Source organism: Collinsella sp. CLA-ER-H11 (assembly GCF_040092445.1).
GTDB lineage: Bacteria > Actinomycetota > Coriobacteriia > Coriobacteriales > Coriobacteriaceae > Collinsella.
This window is the reverse complement of record NZ_JBBNLN010000009.1, coordinates 45,677-64,643: the sequence shown is the minus strand read 5'-3', so window position 1 is coordinate 64,643 and position 18,967 is coordinate 45,677. Positions and strand designations below refer to the sequence as shown.

General features: G+C 60.6%; 16 protein-coding genes and 3 tRNA genes. 11 read left to right on the top strand and 8 right to left on the bottom strand.

Translation table 11 applies throughout. From position 1 onward, the window contains the following. Positions 1-95: 95 nt before the first annotated feature. Both AAAX35_RS07545 and AAAX35_RS07540 read right to left on the bottom strand, forming a co-directional pair. On the bottom strand, positions 96-1,913 hold the full coding sequence (locus AAAX35_RS07545; protein ID WP_349117234.1) for a hypothetical protein: 1,818 nt from the start codon (positions 1,911-1,913) through the stop codon (positions 96-98). Between the two features lie 139 nt (positions 1,914-2,052). Continuing rightward, positions 2,053-2,484 (bottom strand): Rrf2 family transcriptional regulator, encoded by a 432-nt coding sequence (locus AAAX35_RS07540; RefSeq protein ID WP_055310594.1) that lies wholly within the window; start codon positions 2,482-2,484, stop codon positions 2,053-2,055. A 224-nt stretch (positions 2,485-2,708) separates the two neighbouring features. Between AAAX35_RS07540 and sufC the strand changes: the two genes are divergently transcribed. The 5 genes from sufC to sufU are packed head-to-tail and all read left to right on the top strand — an operon-like array spanning position 2,709 to position 7,954. Next, positions 2,709-3,509: a Fe-S cluster assembly ATPase SufC gene (sufC, locus tag AAAX35_RS07535; RefSeq protein ID WP_349117233.1), complete on the top strand. Its 801-nt coding sequence runs from the start codon at positions 2,709-2,711 to the stop codon at positions 3,507-3,509. 12 nt (positions 3,510-3,521) lie between these two features. Then, on the top strand, positions 3,522-4,934 hold the full coding sequence (gene sufB / locus AAAX35_RS07530; RefSeq protein WP_349117232.1) for a Fe-S cluster assembly protein SufB: 1,413 nt from the start codon (positions 3,522-3,524) through the stop codon (positions 4,932-4,934). Beyond that, the gene (locus AAAX35_RS07525; RefSeq protein WP_349117231.1) at positions 4,934-6,205 is read left to right on the top strand and encodes a SufD family Fe-S cluster assembly protein; all 1,272 of its coding nucleotides are present in this window, start codon (positions 4,934-4,936) and stop codon (positions 6,203-6,205) included. Before sufB ends, AAAX35_RS07525 begins: the two co-directional genes overlap by 1 nt. Next, positions 6,202-7,527 (top strand): SufS family cysteine desulfurase, encoded by a 1,326-nt coding sequence (locus tag AAAX35_RS07520; RefSeq protein ID WP_349117230.1) that lies wholly within the window; start codon positions 6,202-6,204, stop codon positions 7,525-7,527. Before AAAX35_RS07525 ends, AAAX35_RS07520 begins: the two co-directional genes overlap by 4 nt. After that, on the top strand, positions 7,520-7,954 hold the full coding sequence (gene sufU / locus AAAX35_RS07515; protein WP_138112785.1) for a Fe-S cluster assembly sulfur transfer protein SufU: 435 nt from the start codon (positions 7,520-7,522) through the stop codon (positions 7,952-7,954). The genes AAAX35_RS07520 and sufU overlap by 8 nt, the downstream gene beginning before the upstream one ends. Positions 7,955-8,019: 65 nt before the next feature. On the opposite strand, the gene AAAX35_RS07510 is transcribed toward sufU, so the two are convergent. Further along, positions 8,020-8,829, bottom strand: a complete 810-nt coding sequence (locus tag AAAX35_RS07510; RefSeq protein WP_349117229.1) for a transposase — start codon at positions 8,827-8,829, stop codon at positions 8,020-8,022. A gap of 403 nt (positions 8,830-9,232) precedes the next feature. Here AAAX35_RS07510 and AAAX35_RS07505 point away from each other — a divergent pair, with 403 nt between their 5' ends. The 4 genes from AAAX35_RS07505 to dinD all read left to right on the top strand — a co-directional run bounded on the left by AAAX35_RS07505 (position 9,233) and on the right by dinD (position 13,860). After that, positions 9,233-9,967: a nitrogen-fixing protein NifU gene (locus tag AAAX35_RS07505; protein ID WP_006235554.1), complete on the top strand. Its 735-nt coding sequence runs from the start codon at positions 9,233-9,235 to the stop codon at positions 9,965-9,967. 18 nt (positions 9,968-9,985) lie between these two features. Then, complete coding sequence (locus AAAX35_RS07500; RefSeq protein ID WP_006235553.1) at positions 9,986-10,990, top strand: GGGtGRT protein; 1,005 nt, start codon at positions 9,986-9,988, stop codon at positions 10,988-10,990. A 321-nt stretch (positions 10,991-11,311) separates the two neighbouring features. Next, the gene (locus AAAX35_RS07495) at positions 11,312-12,838 is read left to right on the top strand and encodes an FAD-binding protein (RefSeq protein ID WP_349117228.1); all 1,527 of its coding nucleotides are present in this window, start codon (positions 11,312-11,314) and stop codon (positions 12,836-12,838) included. Positions 12,839-12,999: 161 nt separating this feature from the next. Continuing rightward, positions 13,000-13,860, top strand: a complete 861-nt coding sequence (gene dinD / locus AAAX35_RS07490; protein ID WP_349117227.1) for a DNA damage-inducible protein D — start codon at positions 13,000-13,002, stop codon at positions 13,858-13,860. A gap of 263 nt (positions 13,861-14,123) precedes the next feature. Here the strand turns inward: dinD and AAAX35_RS07485 are convergent. The 3 genes from AAAX35_RS07485 to AAAX35_RS07475 form a co-directional block, all read right to left on the bottom strand. After that, a tRNA-Lys gene (locus AAAX35_RS07485) sits at positions 14,124-14,196 on the bottom strand. Positions 14,197-14,239: 43 nt separating this feature from the next. After that, positions 14,240-14,315, bottom strand: a tRNA-Lys gene (locus tag AAAX35_RS07480). Between the two features lie 22 nt (positions 14,316-14,337). Continuing rightward, positions 14,338-14,414: transfer RNA gene (locus AAAX35_RS07475), tRNA-His, on the bottom strand. 166 nt (positions 14,415-14,580) lie between these two features. Here AAAX35_RS07475 and AAAX35_RS07470 point away from each other — a divergent pair. Together AAAX35_RS07470 and AAAX35_RS07465 are read left to right on the top strand one after the other, a co-directional pair. Next, the gene (locus tag AAAX35_RS07470; protein WP_349117226.1) at positions 14,581-15,762 is read left to right on the top strand and encodes an aminotransferase class I/II-fold pyridoxal phosphate-dependent enzyme; all 1,182 of its coding nucleotides are present in this window, start codon (positions 14,581-14,583) and stop codon (positions 15,760-15,762) included. A 141-nt stretch (positions 15,763-15,903) separates the two neighbouring features. After that, a complete protein-coding gene (locus AAAX35_RS07465) occupies positions 15,904-16,794 on the top strand; it encodes an ROK family protein (protein WP_349117225.1) in 891 nt (296 codons plus the stop codon). A 114-nt stretch (positions 16,795-16,908) separates the two neighbouring features. On the opposite strand, the gene AAAX35_RS07460 is transcribed toward AAAX35_RS07465, so the two are convergent. Next, positions 16,909-17,358 carry a VanZ family protein gene (locus AAAX35_RS07460; RefSeq protein ID WP_006235485.1) on the bottom strand — a complete coding sequence of 150 codons (450 nt, stop codon included), beginning with the start codon at positions 17,356-17,358 and terminating at the stop codon, positions 16,909-16,911. 7 nt (positions 17,359-17,365) lie between these two features. Beyond that, positions 17,366-18,766: a hypothetical protein gene (locus AAAX35_RS07455; protein ID WP_349117224.1), complete on the bottom strand. Its 1,401-nt coding sequence runs from the start codon at positions 18,764-18,766 to the stop codon at positions 17,366-17,368. Positions 18,767-18,967: the final 201 nt, after the last annotated feature.

Sequence of the window (18,967 nt, the reverse complement as noted above, 5' to 3'; positions counted from 1 at the left end):
GGGGGTACAACTAATCGTTGCACAACAAAAAACGGGGCCCGATGCATTCGCACCGGACCCCGTCCCAACTCTTTAGTTATCTAGCAACCGAGAGGCTACTCCTCCGAGCTGCCCTCCCCAGAAGCTTTCTTCTGCTGATCGAGCTTATGCTTACCACTTACGATAGACGTAGCGCCCAGTGTGGCCAAGCTCGCGCTGGCAAGGCTCGCCATCACAATCAGATCGCCCGTCTTGGGCATGTTGCCGCCCGAGGACTTGGTAGCTGTAGTCGTCGTGGTCGTGGTGGTCACCGTTTTGGAGTCATTTTGCTCCTGGACCTGGTTGTCAGCACCGCTCTTACCGCTGTCCTCGCCCTGCTGCTTTCCGTCCTCGGTCTTGTCCTTGCTCTTGTCCTTCTCCTCAGGTTCAGGCTTCTTACCCTCGTCCTTCTTCTGAGCGGACTTCTCGTTCTTCTCCTCAGAGCTAGAACCCTTATCGAATTCGGTCATCTCGGAAGCCTTGTCCTTGGAGTCGCCCTTTGCGGCTTCGGTCTTTTCCGTGGAAGCCTGATCAGAGTTGTCCTTGTTCTGGGCCGAGCCGTTATTGACGCCAGCCATCAGCGAAGAACCCAGCGTAGAACCAAGCTGCTCGGAGAAAGAAGGCTTCTTGTCCGGCGAAGCAATGGGAGTGTCCGGCGCCTTATTCGAGTCGTCCTTGGAAGCATCGGAATCAGGGGTTGCTTCAGAGCCGGAGCCATTGTTAGAGCCGGTGCCAACGGACGAATCGCTCGAGCCGGTGGATGAGTTAGAGGTGTCAGCGTCGGTCGAACCAGAAGCATCGCTGTCCGTATTGCCGGCAGAGCTTGAAGACGAATCGCCCGCAGCAGAGCCGTTCGAATCGGAGCCGTTCGAGGTGGAACCGTCGTTGATAGTGCCACCAGCAGAGCCATTACCGTCAGCATCGGTCGAGGGCGCATCCATCCTGTCATCGTTGGCATCGTCACTCGAGCCGTCATTCGAATCAGGCGTCGGCGAGGGCGCCGGCGTGGGCTCGGGCTGCACGGGCGTCGCGGCGGCAGCCTCGTCCTCAGCGATATAAACCAAGCAGTCCTTTAGCTCGTTGCGGTAGCGGTTCTTCCAGCCCTCATGATACTGGGGCTGACTCGAAAACTTAGTGGCGACATTGTTGACTACGCTATTGGAAAGCGCCGTCACAAACTCGCGATCGGACATATCGTTGGAAAGATTCGCCCAGCGGAAAAAGTCCCTGCAGCCACCAGTGCCGCACATGTTGGTAATGCTCCACACCATGCCCTTGACGCAGTCAGCGCGGCCCGAAATATCAATACCCAGGCCGCTCTTGAGCCACGCCTCGGTCACCGCATAGTACGAGTTGTACGCATAAGCATCTTGAAGTGCTGAGAACTCAACAGGATCGGTGTTGTAAGCACCCTGGAAGGCCTCCTGCGCAATACGGCCCAACTCGGTGAGCTGGCCGTTCTCGTACATGGCATTGCTCGTGTTGGAAATCTCGCTGCCGCGATCAATCGCATCCTTGAGCATGCTGTACTTGGCAGAATCGTAGTTGTAAACCTGCTTCATAAACGGAATGAGCGACCAGCGGCGATCAAACTGATAGTAACCCAGTGCGTTATAGCCGTCACCATACGAAAATCCCTGGTTGTAGTTACCATGGCTCTCGTACTTGGTAAAGTACTTCATCTCGGGAGTCACGTTGACAAACGAAACGCCCTGGACCGACCTCAGCACGCCCGAGAAGGACTGCTGGGTGTAGAGACCCTTATCGATATCGGTGGCATCCGAGGCAATGCCCGGCGTGGGCTCCTCGGCAGCGGCGGGTGCCGGCGCGGAAACGGCGCCAAACGAAAGCGCCAGCGTCAGGCCCGCGACAATAGCAGAATGCTTGGGCTGCATAAGATCCTCCCTGCATTGGTGTAGTTAAAGTTCAGTTTGCAAAGATAAAAGTTAGTATTGCAGCTCGCCCGTTGTTACACAACAACCCCTCGGTAAACGGCAACAACCCTCCGCGAAATCTTAAGGAATTGCGCTCAACCTACAGCTTAATGTCAAAGTTGATCTCGGGAACGGCGGCCAGGTCGGCCAACGTCACGCCGTCGACGTACTTTTCGATCACGTCGTCCAGGCCGCGCCAGAACTTGACGGTCGAGCAAAGATCGCTGCGGGTGCAGCTGTTGTCGATACCATCGCACGCCACCGGAGCCGTGCTGCCCTCGACAGCGCGCAGGATGTCGCCGGCACGCACCTCGGCTGGATCCTTGGCCATCATGTAGCCGCCGCCCTTGCCGCGCACGCTCTTAAGCAGGCCCGCCTTCATAAGCGGACGAACCAGCTGCTCCAAATACTTTTGTGAGATATGCTCGCGGTCGGCAACCTCGCGCAGGGCAATCTTGCCCTCGGCGTCGCCCAGCGCCGCGATATAGATCATCAGCCGGAGGGCATAGCGGCCCTTGGAAGAAATGAGCATACCTACCCTCCCATCGCATCTGGGACAACATAACCAGGTTTGTTTGTCCCAAATCTTAAGTAAATGGGACAAACACAACAGGTTATTTTGTCCCAGAATTTGAAAAGTCGAGTGGATTAGTCGGGTTTTCCCTTGACTAACGCCGAACCCATAGTAACTTTATTCCGAGAAGATTCCTAGGGTTTAGTACACCTATGAGTACACCATATACAGAGAGGGACAGCATGAGCGCAAATCCGCTGCTTTCCATCGAAGGTCTGACCGCCTCCGTGGACGAGAAGACCATCCTCCACAACGTCAACCTCAACGTCGCCGCCGGCGAGACCCACGTGCTGATGGGACCCAACGGCGCCGGCAAGTCCACCCTCGGCCACCTGGTCATGGGCGACCCCGTCTACACGGTCAACGACGGCCGCATCGTCTTTGACGGCCAGGACATCACCGAGCTCACCACCGACAAGCGTTCGCGCGCCGGCCTGTTCCTGAGCTTCCAGGCTCCGGTCGAGATCCCAGGCGTGCCGCTATCGAGCTTTTTGCGCGCCAGCATCGCCGGCCGCCCCGGCCTGGAGATGAAGGGCAAGGAGTTCCGCCGTCGCGTCAAGGAGCTCGCGGCCGAGCTCAACATGGATACCGCCTACCTCAACCGCGAGCTGGGCGTGGGCTTCTCGGGCGGCGAGAAGAAGAAGGTCGAGATGCTCCAGCTCCTGTTGCTGCAGCCCAAGCTCGCCATCCTCGACGAGACCGACTCGGGCCTGGACGTCGACGCGCTTTCCACCGTCAGCCACGGCATGGACGCCTACCGCAAGAGCTGCGACGGCTCCATGCTCATTATCACGCACAACACGCGCATCCTGGAGCACTTGGATGTCGACCGCGTCCACGTTATGGTCAAGGGTCGCATCGTGCGCGAGGACGACGCCTCGCTCATCCCCTGGATCGACAAGAACGGCTTTGAGACCTTCGAGCGCGAGGCCGCCGAGCAGCGCGCCCAGGCCGAGTCCGCCGCTGCCGAGCAGCAGGCGTAAAGGGGCGACGCAATGACCAAGAACCGCACCGAGGTCGCGGACATCGACCGCAGCCTCTACGACTTCACCTATGGCGAGGAGGGATTCGAGCGCCTCGACGCCGGCATCACGCCCGACATCGTGCGCGAGATCAGCGCCAAGAAGGACGAGCCGCAGTGGATGCTCGACCTGCGCTTAAAGTCCCTCGAGATTTTCAACCGCTTCCCGGATCCGACGTGGGGCCCCTCCATCGAAGGCTTGGACATGGACAACATCGTCACCTACGTCAAGCCCAACACCGACCAAAAACACGACTGGGAGTCTGTGCCCGACGACATCAAGAACACCTTTGAGCGCCTGGGCATCCCCGAGGCCGAGCGCAGCTACCTGGCGGGCGTCGGCGCGCAGTACGACTCCGAGCTCGTCTACCACAACATGCAGGACACAGCGTCTAAGATGGGCATCGTCTACTCCGGCATCGAGGAGGCCCTGCACGACCCGCAGTGGGAACCGCTCATCCACGAGAAGTTTATGACGCTCATCCCGCCCACCGACCACAAGTTTGCGGCCCTGCACGGCGCCGTATGGTCGGGCGGCTCGTTTGTCTACGTGCCCAAGGGCACCAAGCTCGACTTCCCGCTGCAGAGCTACTTCCGTCTTAACGCCAAGGGCGCCGGCCAGTTTGAGCACACGCTCATCATCGTCGAGGACGACGCCGACCTGCACTTTATCGAGGGTTGCTCCGCGCCCAAGTACAACGTAGCCAACCTCCACGCCGGCGCCGTCGAGCTCTTTGTGGGCAAGCGTGCGCACCTGCGCTACTCGACCATCGAGAACTGGTCCAAGAACATGTACAACCTCAACACCAAGCGTGCGCGCGTGGACGAGGACGGCGACATCGAGTGGATCAGCGGCTCCTTCGGTAGCCACGTGGGTTACCTCTACCCCATGAGCGTGCTCAACGGCCGTCGCGCCCGCTCGAGCTTTACCGGCATCACCTTTGCCGGCGCCGGGCAGAACCTCGACACCGGCTGCAAGGTCGTGCTCAACGCGCCCGAGACCTCGGCAACCGTCGAGACCAAGGGCATCTCCAAGAGCGGCGGCATCCAGACGTTCCGCAGCTCTATCGTTGCCACGCCCAAGGCCGAGGGCTCCAAGGCAACCGTGAGCTGCCAGTCGCTGATGCTCGACGACCAGAGCCGCTCCGACACCATCCCGGCCATGGACATCCGCGCCAAGAACGTCGACATCGGCCACGAGGCCACCATCGGACGTATCGGCGACGACAAGGTGTTCTACCTGATGAGCCGCGGTATCCCGGAGGAAGAGGCTCGCACCATGATCGTCAACGGCTTTGCCAACCCGGTCTCCAAGGAGCTACCGCTTGAGTACGCCGTCGAGATGAACAACCTGATCAAGCTCGAGATGGAAGGAGCGATCGGATAATGGAACAGACCACGAACACCGCTGCTACCGCCCTTGAGCAGGTCAATGCGATGCCGGCTGCCACTTGGGGTTGGCTCAAGATGAACCAGACCAAGCTCGAGCTCTCTGACGAGCTTGTCACCGCTCCCGCCGAGGCCGTTGAGGTCGAGGGCCTGGACGAGCAGTTTGCCGGCACGGCCGACGCCTTCGACGCCGCCATGGAAGCCATGGCCGAGCGCTTCCCCGAGCGCCGTGCCGCTGCCCCCGGTGATGCCGCCGATCGCGCCCGCATCACGCCCGAGACCGAGCTCGACGTGCCCGCTACCTCCGTCTACCAGGCCGGCGCCATCAAGCTCGAGGAGGAACTTTCCCCCGCCGAGGCATTCGAGACCGGCATGGGCGAGGCTGCCTACACCTACTTGACCGACCACGCTACCAAGCGCATCGTCATCGATGTGCCCGCATACAAGCACGTCACGGCTACCGTGCGCGTGAGTGGCGTCGACGCAGCGGCTGCGATTGCCGCCATCGATGTCGTCGCCCGCCCGCAGGCAACGCTCGACTTGCAGATCGCCCTGGACTCCCCCGTTACCGGCGAGGGCGTCGTGGGCTCCGTGCTGCGCGTGTGCGCCCACGAGTACGCCACCGTCAATGCGACCTGCACGCAGACGCTCGACGACAGCTGGATCGCGCTCGACGACACCGGCCTGTTCCTGGACGAGGGCGCGCGCGTCAACGTGCAGCACACCGTCCTGGGTGCCGGCGCCAGCGCCACCGGCCTTGCCGGCGACCTGCTGGGCGACACCGCCAAGGTGACCATCGATACCGATTACCTGGGCGCCCGCGAGCAGGTGCGCGACTTTAACTACGAGTTGCGCCACCGCGGCCGCAAGACCGAGTGCGAGATCGACGCCAACGGCGTGCTGACCGGCACGTCCAAGAAGGTCTACCGCGGCACCATCGACCTCGTGCACGGTTGCAAGGGCGCAACCGGCACCGAGCGCGAGACCGTGCTGCTCGCCAACAAGGGCGTCGACAACAAGACCGTCCCCGTCATCCTGTGCGACGAGGACGACGTCGCCGGCAACCACGGCGCCACCATCGGCCACGTCCGCGACGAGCAGCTGTTCTACCTCGCCTGCCGCGGCCTTGACCAAAACGCCGCCGAGGATCTGTTCATCCGCGCCAAGCTGGAGGACGCCGCGCTTTCCGCCACCGATGAGCGCACCCGCGCTGCCGTCGTCCGCCTGGGCAACAACCTGATCGATAACTTTGAAGAGGAGCTCGCATGATCGATACCGAGCACGTTAAATGCGATACCTGCACCGCCCCCGAGCCCATGGAGCTCGACGCCAGCGACGAGGCCTCGCGCGGCTGGCCCACCGTCGACATCGAGACTAATCCATACAAGGCACAGTTCCCGCTGTTCCAGCAACACCCCGAGATCGCCTTCCTCGATAGCGCCGCCACCGCGCAGCGCCCCGCCTGCGTGCTCGACGCCGAGCGCGACTTCTACCAGCGCATGAACGCCAACCCCCTGCGCGGCCTGTATTCGCTGTCCGTCGAGGCCACCGATGCCATCGCCAAGGTCCGCCAGCAGATCGCCGACCTCATCGGCGCCGCCCAGGCCAACGAAGTCGTCTTCACCCGCAACACCAGCGAGTCGCTCAACCTGGTCGCTAAGAGCTTTGCGCCCACGGTGCTGGAGCCCGGCGACGAGGTCGTCATCACCATCATGGAGCACCACTCCAACCTGATTCCGTGGCAGCAGGTCTGCCGCGAGACCGGTGCCAAGCTCGTCTACCTCTATCCCACCAAGACCGGCCAGCTCACCACCGAGGAGGTCCTGGCCAAGGTGGGTCCCAAGACCAAGATTCTGGCCGTGGGTCAGGTCTCCAACGTGCTGGGCGTCGAGAACCCGGTCAAGAACCTCGGCAAGCTCGTGCACAAGTACGGCGGCTATCTGGTCGTCGACGGCGCGCAGTCGCTGCCGCACATGCCGGTCGATGTGGCCGACCTGGGCGCCGACTTCTTTGCCTTTAGCGCGCACAAGGCCATGGGCCCCATGGGCATCGGCGTGCTGTGGGGCAAGATGGACCTGTTCAACGCCATGCCGCCCATGCTCACCGGCGGCGAGATGATCGACTCTGTTACCGAGCAGGACGCCGTCTGGGCGCCCGTTCCCGAGAAATTCGAGGCCGGCACGCAGGACGCCGCCGGCATCTTCGCCACGGGTGCGGCACTCGACTACCTGGTCAACACGGTGGGTTACGAGAACATCCAGGCACGCGAGCAGGCACTCGTCCACTACCTGATGGGCGAGCTCATGCAGCTCGACTTTGTCCAGATCATCGGCTCCATCTATTGGGACAACCACCACGGCGTTGTGAGCTTTAACGTCCGCGGCATCCACCCGCACGACGTCGCGAGCATCATGGACATGGACGGCGTCTGCATCCGCGCCGGTCACCACTGTGCACAGCCGCTGCTCACCTGGCTGGGCGTCGAGAACCTTGCCTGCTGCCGCGCCAGCGTGGCCTTCTACAACGACAAGGCCGACATTGACAAGTTCATCGCCGGCCTGCATCACGTTTGGAGCACGTTCAATGGGTAATCTGTACACCTCCACCACATTTATGGAGCACAACTCGCACCCCGACTACAAGTACGAGATGGATGCTCCCACGCACGAGCACGACGGCATCAACCCCAGCTGCGGAGACGAGCTCACTCTGCAGCTGCGTGTCGAGAACAACGTGATCGAGGAGGCCTCCTTTACCGGCCACGGCTGCGCCATCAGCCAGGCCAGTGCCGACATCATGGCCGATCTCATCACCGGCGAGACCGTCGAGGAAGCTCGCCGCCTGGCAGAGCTCTTCCTCGCCATGATCCGCGGCGAGAAGCTCTCCGAGGAGGACCTGGAAGACCTGGACGAAGCCGCCCAGCTCCAGGACATCTCGCACATGCCCGCCCGCGTCAAATGCGCCGAGCTCGCCTGGCGCACCCTCGACGGCATGCTCGAGGGGCGAAATAATCAGTAGTACTTGTCCCAAATCTTAAGATTTTTGTTGGCCGGATCGCTTGACAAGAGTGGTTCGGCCATTTTCTATTCCGAGAGCTCAGTCTGTGCCTTCACCCGCGCATAAGCGCGCACGATACGAGAGACGGTACTTTTGCCAATCCCGGTATACCGCTCAATCTGGCGCACCGTAAAACCGGCATCGTGCAATCCAAAAATAACGGTATCGCGCTGCGCAGGCGGTGCGTCTTTAACCCCATGGAGCGGAGCCCCGAGGCTTTTCGCCAACTTGTCGGCAAAGGCGTGGCGTTCCCACTCTGTCTCTTTCATATCGCGCAGCGCCGGTTCGCCGCCGTCGGGCGTCGAAAGCGAATAGGCAATAAAGCCCTCGGCAGAACCAAAAAGCTCAAGCACGCAAGAAGGATCAGAAAATCCCCTCGCGACATCGGCCGCGTCACCGTCGTAAGCGCACAAATGCTCCGGAAAGCTGCTCCAGGGATAACGCTCAATGAGACTGATGCCCACCTCCTGCGGATCGGCGTGTACGGAGCGAATAGCCTCCATCACCTGCCAATCGGTATCGAGCGAACGCCGGTCAAAACGGTTCTGGAACAGATGGCCTGTGCGCCCCGTGCGTTTATTGAACCGCCGCGCGTACGTCAAAAGCAGCCGGTGCATCGCCGCGCTCATCCTGTCCTCGTAATCTGCAAGCACCAAATGCACGTGATTGCCCATAAGGCACCAGGCGATAACCGTCACGCCCTCCTCGCGGCAGCACTCGCGCATCAGCTCCAAAAACTCCCACCGGTCGTCATCGCCCTCAAAGATGAGCCGCTTGCCCGTACCGCGGGCACAGACATGGTAAAAGCCGGTAACCGTTCTCCAAACGCGCTGCATGGCGCTCCCTTCGCCGGGATCTGCTTGCCATCCAATACAGCACGATTGAAGCGTGCCATCAAAACATTCACGCAAAACAATACACTCGCGCGGCCAAAGGCAGTAATCAGGCGGCGAACGGCACCGTTGCAACAGGTCAACCCCCGCAATGCTTACAAGAGCTGACCAATAGCTTGCCCAAGACGGACCCCCTCTACGGAAGTTCGCGACCACAGAACATAGAGTTAAACCGTTTCAATTAAAACTTCCGGACTTCTCGCTACGAAAACTGAGCCGTTCGCCGAATATTCCGTGCATTTCGCGGTATTATAGGGGCTGCATGTCATGTCCCTTTCGAAGGGTCGCCCGGCAATCGCCAGCCACGACCCCCAGACGGGACGCCAACACGATAGAGAGGAGAGGCATGCAGTACTCACAGGAAGTGGAGAACATGTGCCCCGTTGCCAAGGGTGCATACCACGGCCCCGCACCCATCCCCGAGGAGGGCAAGTGGGTCCAGGCTAAGGAGATTTCCGACATCTCCGGTCTTACGCACGGTGTGGGTTGGTGCGCACCTCAGCAGGGCGCCTGCAAGCTCACGCTGAACGTCAAGGACGGCATCATCGAGGAGGCCCTCGTTGAGACCATCGGCTGCTCGGGCATGACCCACTCTGCCGCCATGGCTTCCGAGATCCTTCCCGGTAAGACCATCCTCGAGGCCCTCAACACCGACCTCGTCTGCGACGCCATCAACGTTGCTATGCGCGAGATCTTCCTGCAGATCGTTTACGGCCGCAGCCAGACCGCGTTCTCCGAGGGCGGCCTGCCCGTGGGCGCCTCCCTCGACGACCTCGGCAAGGGCCTTCGCTCTCAGGTCGGCACCATGTTCGGCACCAAGGCCAAGGGCGCCCGTTACCTCGAGCTCGCTCAGGGCTACGTCACCCGCATGGCTCTCAACGACAAGAACGAGATCATCGCATTCGAGTTCCTGAACCTCGGCAAGTTCACCGACGCCGTCAAGGCCGGCAAGACCCCCGAGGAGGCCATCGCTGGCGCTATGGGCCACTATGGTCAGTGGGAGAACGCTGCCAAGTACATCGACCCGCGCACCGACGAGGAGACTCACTCCGTCGCCAGCGTGTTCCCGGTTCACGAGTAGAAAGGGAGGGAAATAACTATGACTGTTACGTTCGAAGGTTACGAGCGCCGCGCTGACAAGATCAACAAGTGCCTCGCCGACAACGGCATCGCCTCCCTCGAGGAAGCTCTGCAGATCTGCACCGACAAGGGCTTCAACCCGCGTGAGATCGTCAACAACACCCAGTCCATCGCCTTCCAGAATGCCGAGTGGGCCTACACCCTCGGTTGCGCTCTCGCTGTCAAGCGTGGCGCCAAGTCCGCTTCTGAGGCTGCCGCCATCATCGGCGAGGGCATCCAGGCCTTCACCGTTCCCGGCTCCGTCGCCGAGGACCGCAAGGTCGGTCTGGGCCACGGTAACCTGGGCGCTATGCTGCTCTCCGACGACACCGAGTGCTTCGCCTTCCTGGCCGGTCACGAGTCCTTCGCTGCCGCTGAGGGTGCTATCGGCCTGGCTCTGAACGCCAACAAGGCTCGCAAGAAGCCGCTGCGTGTCATCCTCAACGGTCTGGGCAAGGACGCTGCTCAGATCATCGCCCGCATCAACGGCTTCACCTACGTGAAGACCCAGTTCGACTACTTCACGGGCGAGCTCAAGGTCGTCGAGACCATCCCCTACTCCGACGGTCCCCGCGCCGCCGTCAACTGCTACGGCGCCGACGACGTCCGCGAGGGCGTTGCCATCATGTGGCACGAGAACGTCGACATCTCGATCACCGGTAACTCCACCAACCCCACGCGCTTCCAGCACCCCGTCGCTGGCACCTACAAGAAGGAGCGCCTCGAGGCTGGCAAGAAGTACTTCTCCGTCGCTTCTGGTGGCGGCACTGGCCGTACCCTGCACCCGGACAACATGGGCGCCGGCCCTGCCTCTTACGGCATGACCGACACCATGGGCCGCATGCACTCCGACGCCCAGTTCGCCGGTTCTTCCTCCGTGCCTGCGCACGTCGACATGATGGGTCTCATCGGCATGGGCAACAACCCCATGGTCGGTGCCACCGTCGCCTGCGCTGTCGCCGTCGAGGAGGCCCTCAAGGCCTAATCGCGCCCGCGCGATGCTCAGATAGTTGAGCTTTGGAGCCGCTACCTTTCGAGGTAGCGGCTCTTTTTGTTTGCCCCGTCTCAAATTGGTTACTCTTATTAGAAGGTCCGATGTATCAGTTGCGGTGAAATACGGACTGAATTGCATCCATACAGGCCAAAACAGTCCGTATTCCACCGCAACTTATCAAATAGGCCGACCGAAGTGGCCGAGTCCATCTGACGCCCACCTGCCATATTTGCCCTTTACCGATTTGCCGAGTCTTTGCGGCCCCATTGCCGATCACCCGTGCGACAATGCGCCGGACGAGAAAGGAATCCGATGGAATCGACTGATGTACTGGTAATTGGATCTGGCATTGCGGGCCTTTGCGCCGCCATCGAAGCGGCACGCACGGGTGCAACCGTCACTGTGGCAAGCGCCGGCAAGACTATGAGTGGATCGAGCTTCTTCCCTGGAACCTGGGGCCTAGGGCTTATCGGACCCGTTAACGAAGACGACGAGCAGGACCTCATCGACACCATCCTGGCCGTCGGCGGCGGCGTTGCCGACCCCGAACTCGTCCAAGCGTTCGTCCACGGCATTCCCCAAGCGATTGACTGGCTCGAGCAAGACCTGGGCGTTGAGCTCCAGCGTCCGCAAAGCGCCAAGAGTGCTCAACAAAAGCAATTTATCCCCTGCTTTGACCACAAGACGCGCATGTGGCGCGGCCTCACCCGCAAGCCCCTTGAGGACGCTCTGACGACCTGGATCGAGTCGCTCGGCATTCGCCTGCTCCCCCGCCATGAGCTTATCGACCTTGTTGAGGACACGAACGGCAGAATAACCGGAACCGTACTCTACGACCTTACCGAAAATCGAATCGTGCCCTTTGCTGCCAAGGCCACGGTCATCGCAGCCGGTGGCACAGGCGGCCTGTTCGAGCGCAGCCTTACGTCGGCTGATGTGCTCAGTTCCTCGCAGGCCATCGCGCTGGCGCACGGCGCAACACTTACTAATATAGAGTTCATGCAGATGATGCCCGGCTTCATCGAGCCCAGGCGTAACTTGGTCTTCAATGAGAAAACCTGGCGCTACGTGCACGTAGACCAGCCGGTAGATATTGCCGACGACAAGCTGGACGACCTGCTCGAGCAGCGCTCTGGATATGGTCCCTTCACGTCACGCTTGGCCTCCCGCGCTATCGATCTCGTCATCGATCAGGCAGGTGTCGAAGGCCTGGCACTCCACTACGACTTCCCCCGCGAGGATGTCCCAGAGTTTGTGCAGACCTTTGCCACCTGGCTGCAAGACGAGCACGGCATCGCGCCGACCGACGAGATGCGCGTTGCGATGTATGCCCACGCTGCTAACGGCGGCATCAAGATCGATAAGACCGCGCACACGGGCGTTGAGGGCCTCTACGCTTGCGGCGAGGCGACAGGCGGCATGCACGGCGCCGACCGCATTGGTGGCTTGTCAAGCGCCAACGGCATCGTATTCGGACGTATCGCGGGCGCATCGGCAGCCCTCACAGCGCAGAAAGAGCCTGAAGCGGCCCTGAAGACGGATATCACCCTCCCCCAGTACGGCATTGCCACAACAGATGCCGATCGCCTGACACACAGCCTTAGGCACACGATGAGCACCTATTGCATGATCAACAGGACCGAAACAGGCCTATCCGAGGCCCTGCAACAGCTTGAAAGCCTGCAAGACAAGGCCATGGCGCTGAGCAAGCCGCATGCCGATGACAGCGAGATCGCAGCCCTCGCCCGCCTGCAATCGCAGATTCAGCTGGCACAGGAAATGGTCAAAGCCATGCGCAAGCGAACCGAAAGTCTCGGGTCGCACTATCGAGCGGATTAAACCGGACACCTATCTAAAGCAGAACACAACCAATCGATATCCATGGGCCCCGTGAGCTCGAAGCAGCACGGGGCCCATTCGTGTCCGCACGACAGCGTATCCTTATACTGAATACAGAGCGGACAAAGCCCGCATAGAAAATAGACCAGCGAGGAGGAGATATGGACAGTAGAGATATCGAGAAGTGGCGTATCGAACTTGATAGCTACGCCAATGTGGAAGACGGCGTTGAGTATTGGCTCGCACGCGATTTAATGGAACCCATGGGGTACACTCGATGGGAGAACTTCGCCGAAGTTGTTAAGAGGGCAAAAGTCTCATGCGAAACAAACAAAACTCCAGTTGATTCCCATTTTCGTGACACCACGAAAATGGTAACTGCCGGTGTCGCCGCTCGCGCGGTTAAAGACTACAAACTTACGCGCTATGCATGCTATTTAATCGCACAGAACGGAGATTCAAACAAGCCAGAGATCGCGCTCGCCCAGGCATACTTTGCCGTGCAGACGCGCCGCCAAGAGCTCATAGAGCAGCGCTTCGCAGAGATTCAGCGCTTGCAGGCGCGTCACTCGCTATCCGATTCAGAGAAACAGCTCTCGGGTATTGCGTTCAAACGCGGCGTGGACTCCAAAGGATTCGCGATCATCAAGTCGAAGGGCGATGAGGCGTTATTCGGCGGCAGAAGCACGGCGGAAATGAAGCAGCAGCTCGGCGTACCCAAGAGAGCGGCATTGGCGGACAGGTTAGCCGATGTCCTCATCAAAGCAAAGGACCTTACGAACTCGATGACGGCCTTCAACGCCGAGGAACACGACCTGTACAGCCTGGACCAGATCAAGCAAGAGCACGTCGAGAACAACACAAGCGTGCGTGGCAGCCTCATCGACCGCGGAATTGTCCCCGAGAACCTACCGCCTGCCGAGGATACAAAAAAGCTCGAGCGTCGCGTGAAGACAGACGAGAAGAAACTCAAGGAGGGTACTGACGGTTTTACCGATCCCCAGGGTAGGCTCGATCTGTGAAAGCGGCTGTGCCCTTTCGGGTTCGACCCCATGCGAGGTCAACAAAAAACGACCAGCCTGAGCCAGTCGCTTTAACAATCTTTGGGTGGGCCGTCAGGGGGTCAGCCTGCTGCGCAGGCGGTCACTGCGGCGCTTCGCGCCTTGCGCGCTGCGCTGGCAAATGCTTACGCATTTCCTCAGCTCCGCGCCCCGACGGGTTCGACCCCGTGCGAGGTCAACAAAAAAGCGACCAGCCTAAGCCAGTCGCTTTAACGATCTTTGGGTGGGCCGTCAGGGGGTCGAACCCTGGACCTTGGGATTAAGAGTCCCCTGCTCTACCAACTGAGCTAACGACCCAAAGCTAAAGTCCGTTATGGCGGACTTTAGAGGAGATATCGTGTGGTGGGCCGTCAGGGGTTCGAACCCTGGACCTTGGGATTAAGAGTCCCCTGCTCTACCAACTGAGCTAACGACCCGATATCAACACGAAGCAAGAACTGGGGTGGGTAAAGGGACTCGAACCCTCGACCTACGGGACCACAACCCGTCGCTCTAGCCAACTGAGCTACACCCACCGTGTCCTGTGCGCTTCGCGCTCGACTATTATTGCAAGGAACGCCACGCGATGCAAGCCCCAATTTTCAAGAATTTTGAAAAGAGTTTTTCGAGCGCGTTTCGAGCAATTCCCACCGGTTCCATAGGAGTAAACTTGCCCCACTGCAAATCCTCGAAAGGACCGGCATGAAAGAACTCTCCAACCGCACGGCAACATTAACCGATTCGGTCATCCGCCGCATGACACGCATCTCCAATAAGTACGATGCCGTCAATCTCTCGCAGGGCTTCCCCGACTTCGATCCTCCGGCGCAGCTGCTCAACAGCCTGAGCACCATCGCCGCCGACCCCAAGCCGCTCTACCACCAGTACTCCATTACCTGGGGCTCCCAGGCCATGCGCGAGGCGCTCGCCGCCAAACAGGAGCACTTTATGGGCATGCCGATCGACCCCAACCAGAATATCGTGGTCACCTGCGGCTCCACCGAGGCCATGATGGCCGCCATGATGACGGTTACGAACCCCGGAGACAAGGTCGTCATCTTCTCGCCGTTCTACGAGAACTACGGCGCTGACACCATTCTCTCGGGTGCCGAGCCCATCTATGTACCGCTCAACCCGCCCACATTCGACTTTGACCGCGAGGCGCTCGAGGCTGCCTTCCGCGACAACGACCCCAAGGCCATCGTCCTGTGCAACCCTTCCAACCCCTGCGGCAAGGTCTTTACGCGCGAAGAGCTCACCTTTATCGCCGACCTGTGCAAAAAGTACGACGCGTACTGCATCACCGACGAAGTCTACGAGCACATCGTCTACGCGCCCCATGAGCACGTCTACATGGCCACGCTGCCCGGCATGTTCGAGCGAACCATCAGCTGCAGCTCGCTGTCTAAGACGTACTCCATCACCGGCTGGCGTCTGGGCTACACCATCGCCCCGGCCCAGATCACCGAGCGCATCAAGAAGGTCCACGACTTTCTCACCGTGGGTGCCGCCGCTCCCCTGCAGGAAGCCGTTGTCACCGCCCTCAACTTCGACGACAGCTATTACGATGAGGTCCTCGACCTCTATACCGCCAAACGCGACCTGTTCTGCCAGGGACTCGACAGCATCGGTCTTGAGCATAACGTGCCGCAGGGCGCCTATTACGTGATGATGGATATCTCGGAGTTTGGCTATGACAGCGACCTCGAATTCTGCGAGGACCTCGCGTCTAAAGTGGGTGTGGGCGCCGTGCCCGGCTCGAGCTTCTTCCGCGAGCCCGTCAACCATCTGATCCGCTTCCACTTTGCCAAGCGAGACGAAACGCTCAACGCCGCGCTGGAGAACCTCAAGTCGCTACGTGATAAAATCAAGCCGCGCGGGTAAGGACGGCCCGGCAACTAAAGCAACCAAAGAAGCCCCTCATCGCCCGCCGCGTTGAAGGGCTTCTTTTTATAGCGCTTTCTTAACTTGTTTAGAGCGCTATACTTTAGTCACGGAGCAACTCGTCCAAAAGGGAGGAATACCATGGCAGAACAACAGCTTATCGGAGCGCTCGAGGCCGGCGGCACCAAGATGGTGTGCGCCACGGGCTATGCGGACGGTACGGTCCTGGAGCGCGAGCAGATCGCGACCACGACCCCGCAGGAGACCGTCGAGGCCGTCAACGCATGGTTTGCAGACAAGGGCATCGCCGCCCTGGGCATCGGCGCCTTTGGCCCCACCGCGGTCAACCCTGCCTCGCCCCAGTACGGCAAGATCTTGGAGACGCCCAAGACCGCATGGCGTTACTTTGACCTGCTGGGCACCATCCAAAACGAGCTCAAGGTCCCCTGCGGCTACGACACCGACGTCAACGTCGCCTGCCTGGGCGAGGTCACCTTTGGTTGCGCCCAGGGCCTCACTGATGTGGTCTACCTGACCATCGGCACCGGCGTGGGCGCCGGTGTGCTCTCGGGCGGCCAGCTCGTGCACGGCATGATGCATCCCGAGGCTGGCCACATCCTGGTCACGCGCGACCCGCGCGACACCATCGGCGAGCATAGCGCCTGCCCCTTCCACGACAACTGCCTCGAGGGCCTCATCGCCGGCCCCGGCGTCAAAAAGCGCTGGGATGGCAAGAGCGCCGGAGACATGGCCGATGACCCGGAGGCCATGGACCTGCTCGCCGGCTATCTGGCACAGGCACTCATGACCTACACGCTGTGCTACGCGCCGCAAAAGATCATCATCGGTGGCGGCGTGGCCGACCACACCCCCATCGTGCCGCTCGCACGCAAAAAGTGTGCCGAAATGCTCAACGGCTATATCGTCACGCCCGAGGTCAACGACATCGATAACTACATCGTCAACAACAGCCTCGAGGGCAAGCAGGGCATTATGGGCTGCCTGGCCCTGGGCGCACAGGCGCTTCAGTAACAGACGCACCCACGGGGCGTGGCGCGCCCAGCAAATCCGACCAATGGAACGACGCCACCACGCCTCATATAAGCCCTCAAATAAAAAAGGCCGCCTAGGACCAAACAATACGTCCTAGGCGGCCTTTTTGGCGCACATCAGCGACCGTAAGAGATATCGGAGCACAACGCCCGTTGCCGCTCCACAGCAGTCGATCATCACATCGGTGATCATGCCGGCGCGTCCCGGCACAAAGAGCTGAATCGTCTCGTCGATCGAGGGAATCAGCAGCAGGAACACCGCCGTGGGCAGCAGCACGTCAAAGGTGCGCCGTCCCTCAAAATCAAAGGCGTGCGTTGCCAGGATGCCGAGCACCATATACTCGGTAAAATGCGCGCACTTGCGAACAACAAAGTTGGTCACCCATTCATATGGAAGTCCCACGCCGTGCAGGAAACCGCGGATAGCTTCCATGACCGTTAGGCTCAGCGAGCCCGACCCCGAGCCGGGAACCAGCGAATTGCCCCAGATCAAGAGCGCCATCAGGCAGGTTACAACCGCCCATTTTCGATTGATCTTAACCATGCAGAAGTTATGCCTCCGCGCGGAGCGGCGCGAAGCTGGCGGTACCGCCCTCGATAACGCTCAGGTAGGCACGGCCCGTACGCTTGGCGGTAGAGGACTGCAGGCGCTCGATCTCTTCCTCGAGGATCTGATTGACGCGCTCGTGACGACGGTTTTCCATAATGCCGGCGGCAATAGCCTCGGCCCGCTCGATGCTCTCGCGCGAGATACGGGCAGTATCCTCGGGGAACACAGCGCTGTGACGGCCGACATAGGCGGGGGCAGCAGGCTGAGAGGCAGCGACGGGAGCGGGGGCTGCAACAGGAGCGGGCTCGTCAATCTCATCCAGAATCGCGGTGGCGGCGGCCCACATGTCCTCGTGGCCCGAGTAATCGGCCATGGGGACATCAACCTCGAGCGAGGCGTCCGGAAGGTCGCCGGTGTCGATGCGATCTTGGGCATCAATCGATGCGGTGATGGCCGCAGGCTCATCGAGGTCATCGAGATCGATGTCCGCGGCACCGGAGATGATAGGCATGCTGGCAAGGTTTGCATTGTACGGCGCAGCCTCAGCCGCCTGCTGCTGGGCAGGAGCGCCCCAAAGCGAGCTCTCGGCGGCACGGCGGGCGGCAACGGCCTCCTCGTCCGCGGTCATGGCTTCATCAACGTACGAATTGTCGGCAGAAGCGTTCGCGTCCGCCGAGGTAGCGCTGTAGGCGTTATTGGCTGCCGCGTTGGCGACGAGTGCCACGAAAGCCGCCGTGCTGCCTGCAGGGGCGGCCTGGGAGCCAGACACGGCGCGTGCCGCGGCGGCGATGTCGTCGCGATTGAAGGAGCCGGTCTGCCCGCCGTTGGTGAGCTCGTCGATGGCGACTTGATAGACGTCGCGCGAGTGTGCAGGGTCGCAGCTCACCGGCGAATCGTCGTCAAGCATACTGTCGATCATGGACCAAGCCTCGTCCTCGTCCATAGCATCTGCGGCTCGAGCGATGGTAGGGACACCATCATCGGCATGACGGCGCTGGAACGCACCAGTCAGGCCGGAAAGGAATGCCGAGGTAGACTGCTCCGCCTGAGCCTGAGAATCAGAAGCCGCAGCGTAAGGAGTCGCATCCTGCTGCTGAGCTGAAATCGAGGCGGTCTTGAACTCGCTTTGATACTGATTGAGATTGGCGGCACCGCCCATGGCATCGGGCTGGAACAGACGCTCTTCACGCTGCGCACGATACTCGGAGATACCCAGCGAGGCGGCATAGATGCCCACGCCCGCCACCGCGCCCACGGCGAAGGGAACCGCACCCGCCACGACCGTCTCGTTCACAGACGAAAACGGCAGCGTCGCGGCATACATAACCACGGGAGCGGCAAGGCCGATCCCGCACGAAAGTCCGGCAAGGACTGCTCGTTGTGTTGCATCAGAAGAAGCCATGAGCTCTCCCCATCTTCCAGCACCCAAATCGCATCATTCAGTTGGCTGCGCGAGAGAAGATGAAGCGGGGCTATGCCCCAAAGCAACGGTATATGGTTCGTTTCATCTGCGTTATCCGTCGCGAAGCTTAAAAGCTATTATGCGAAACCGCCCTGTCGATTGCAAGCGACGATGTCGGATTGAAACGGGAAACCTGCTGCT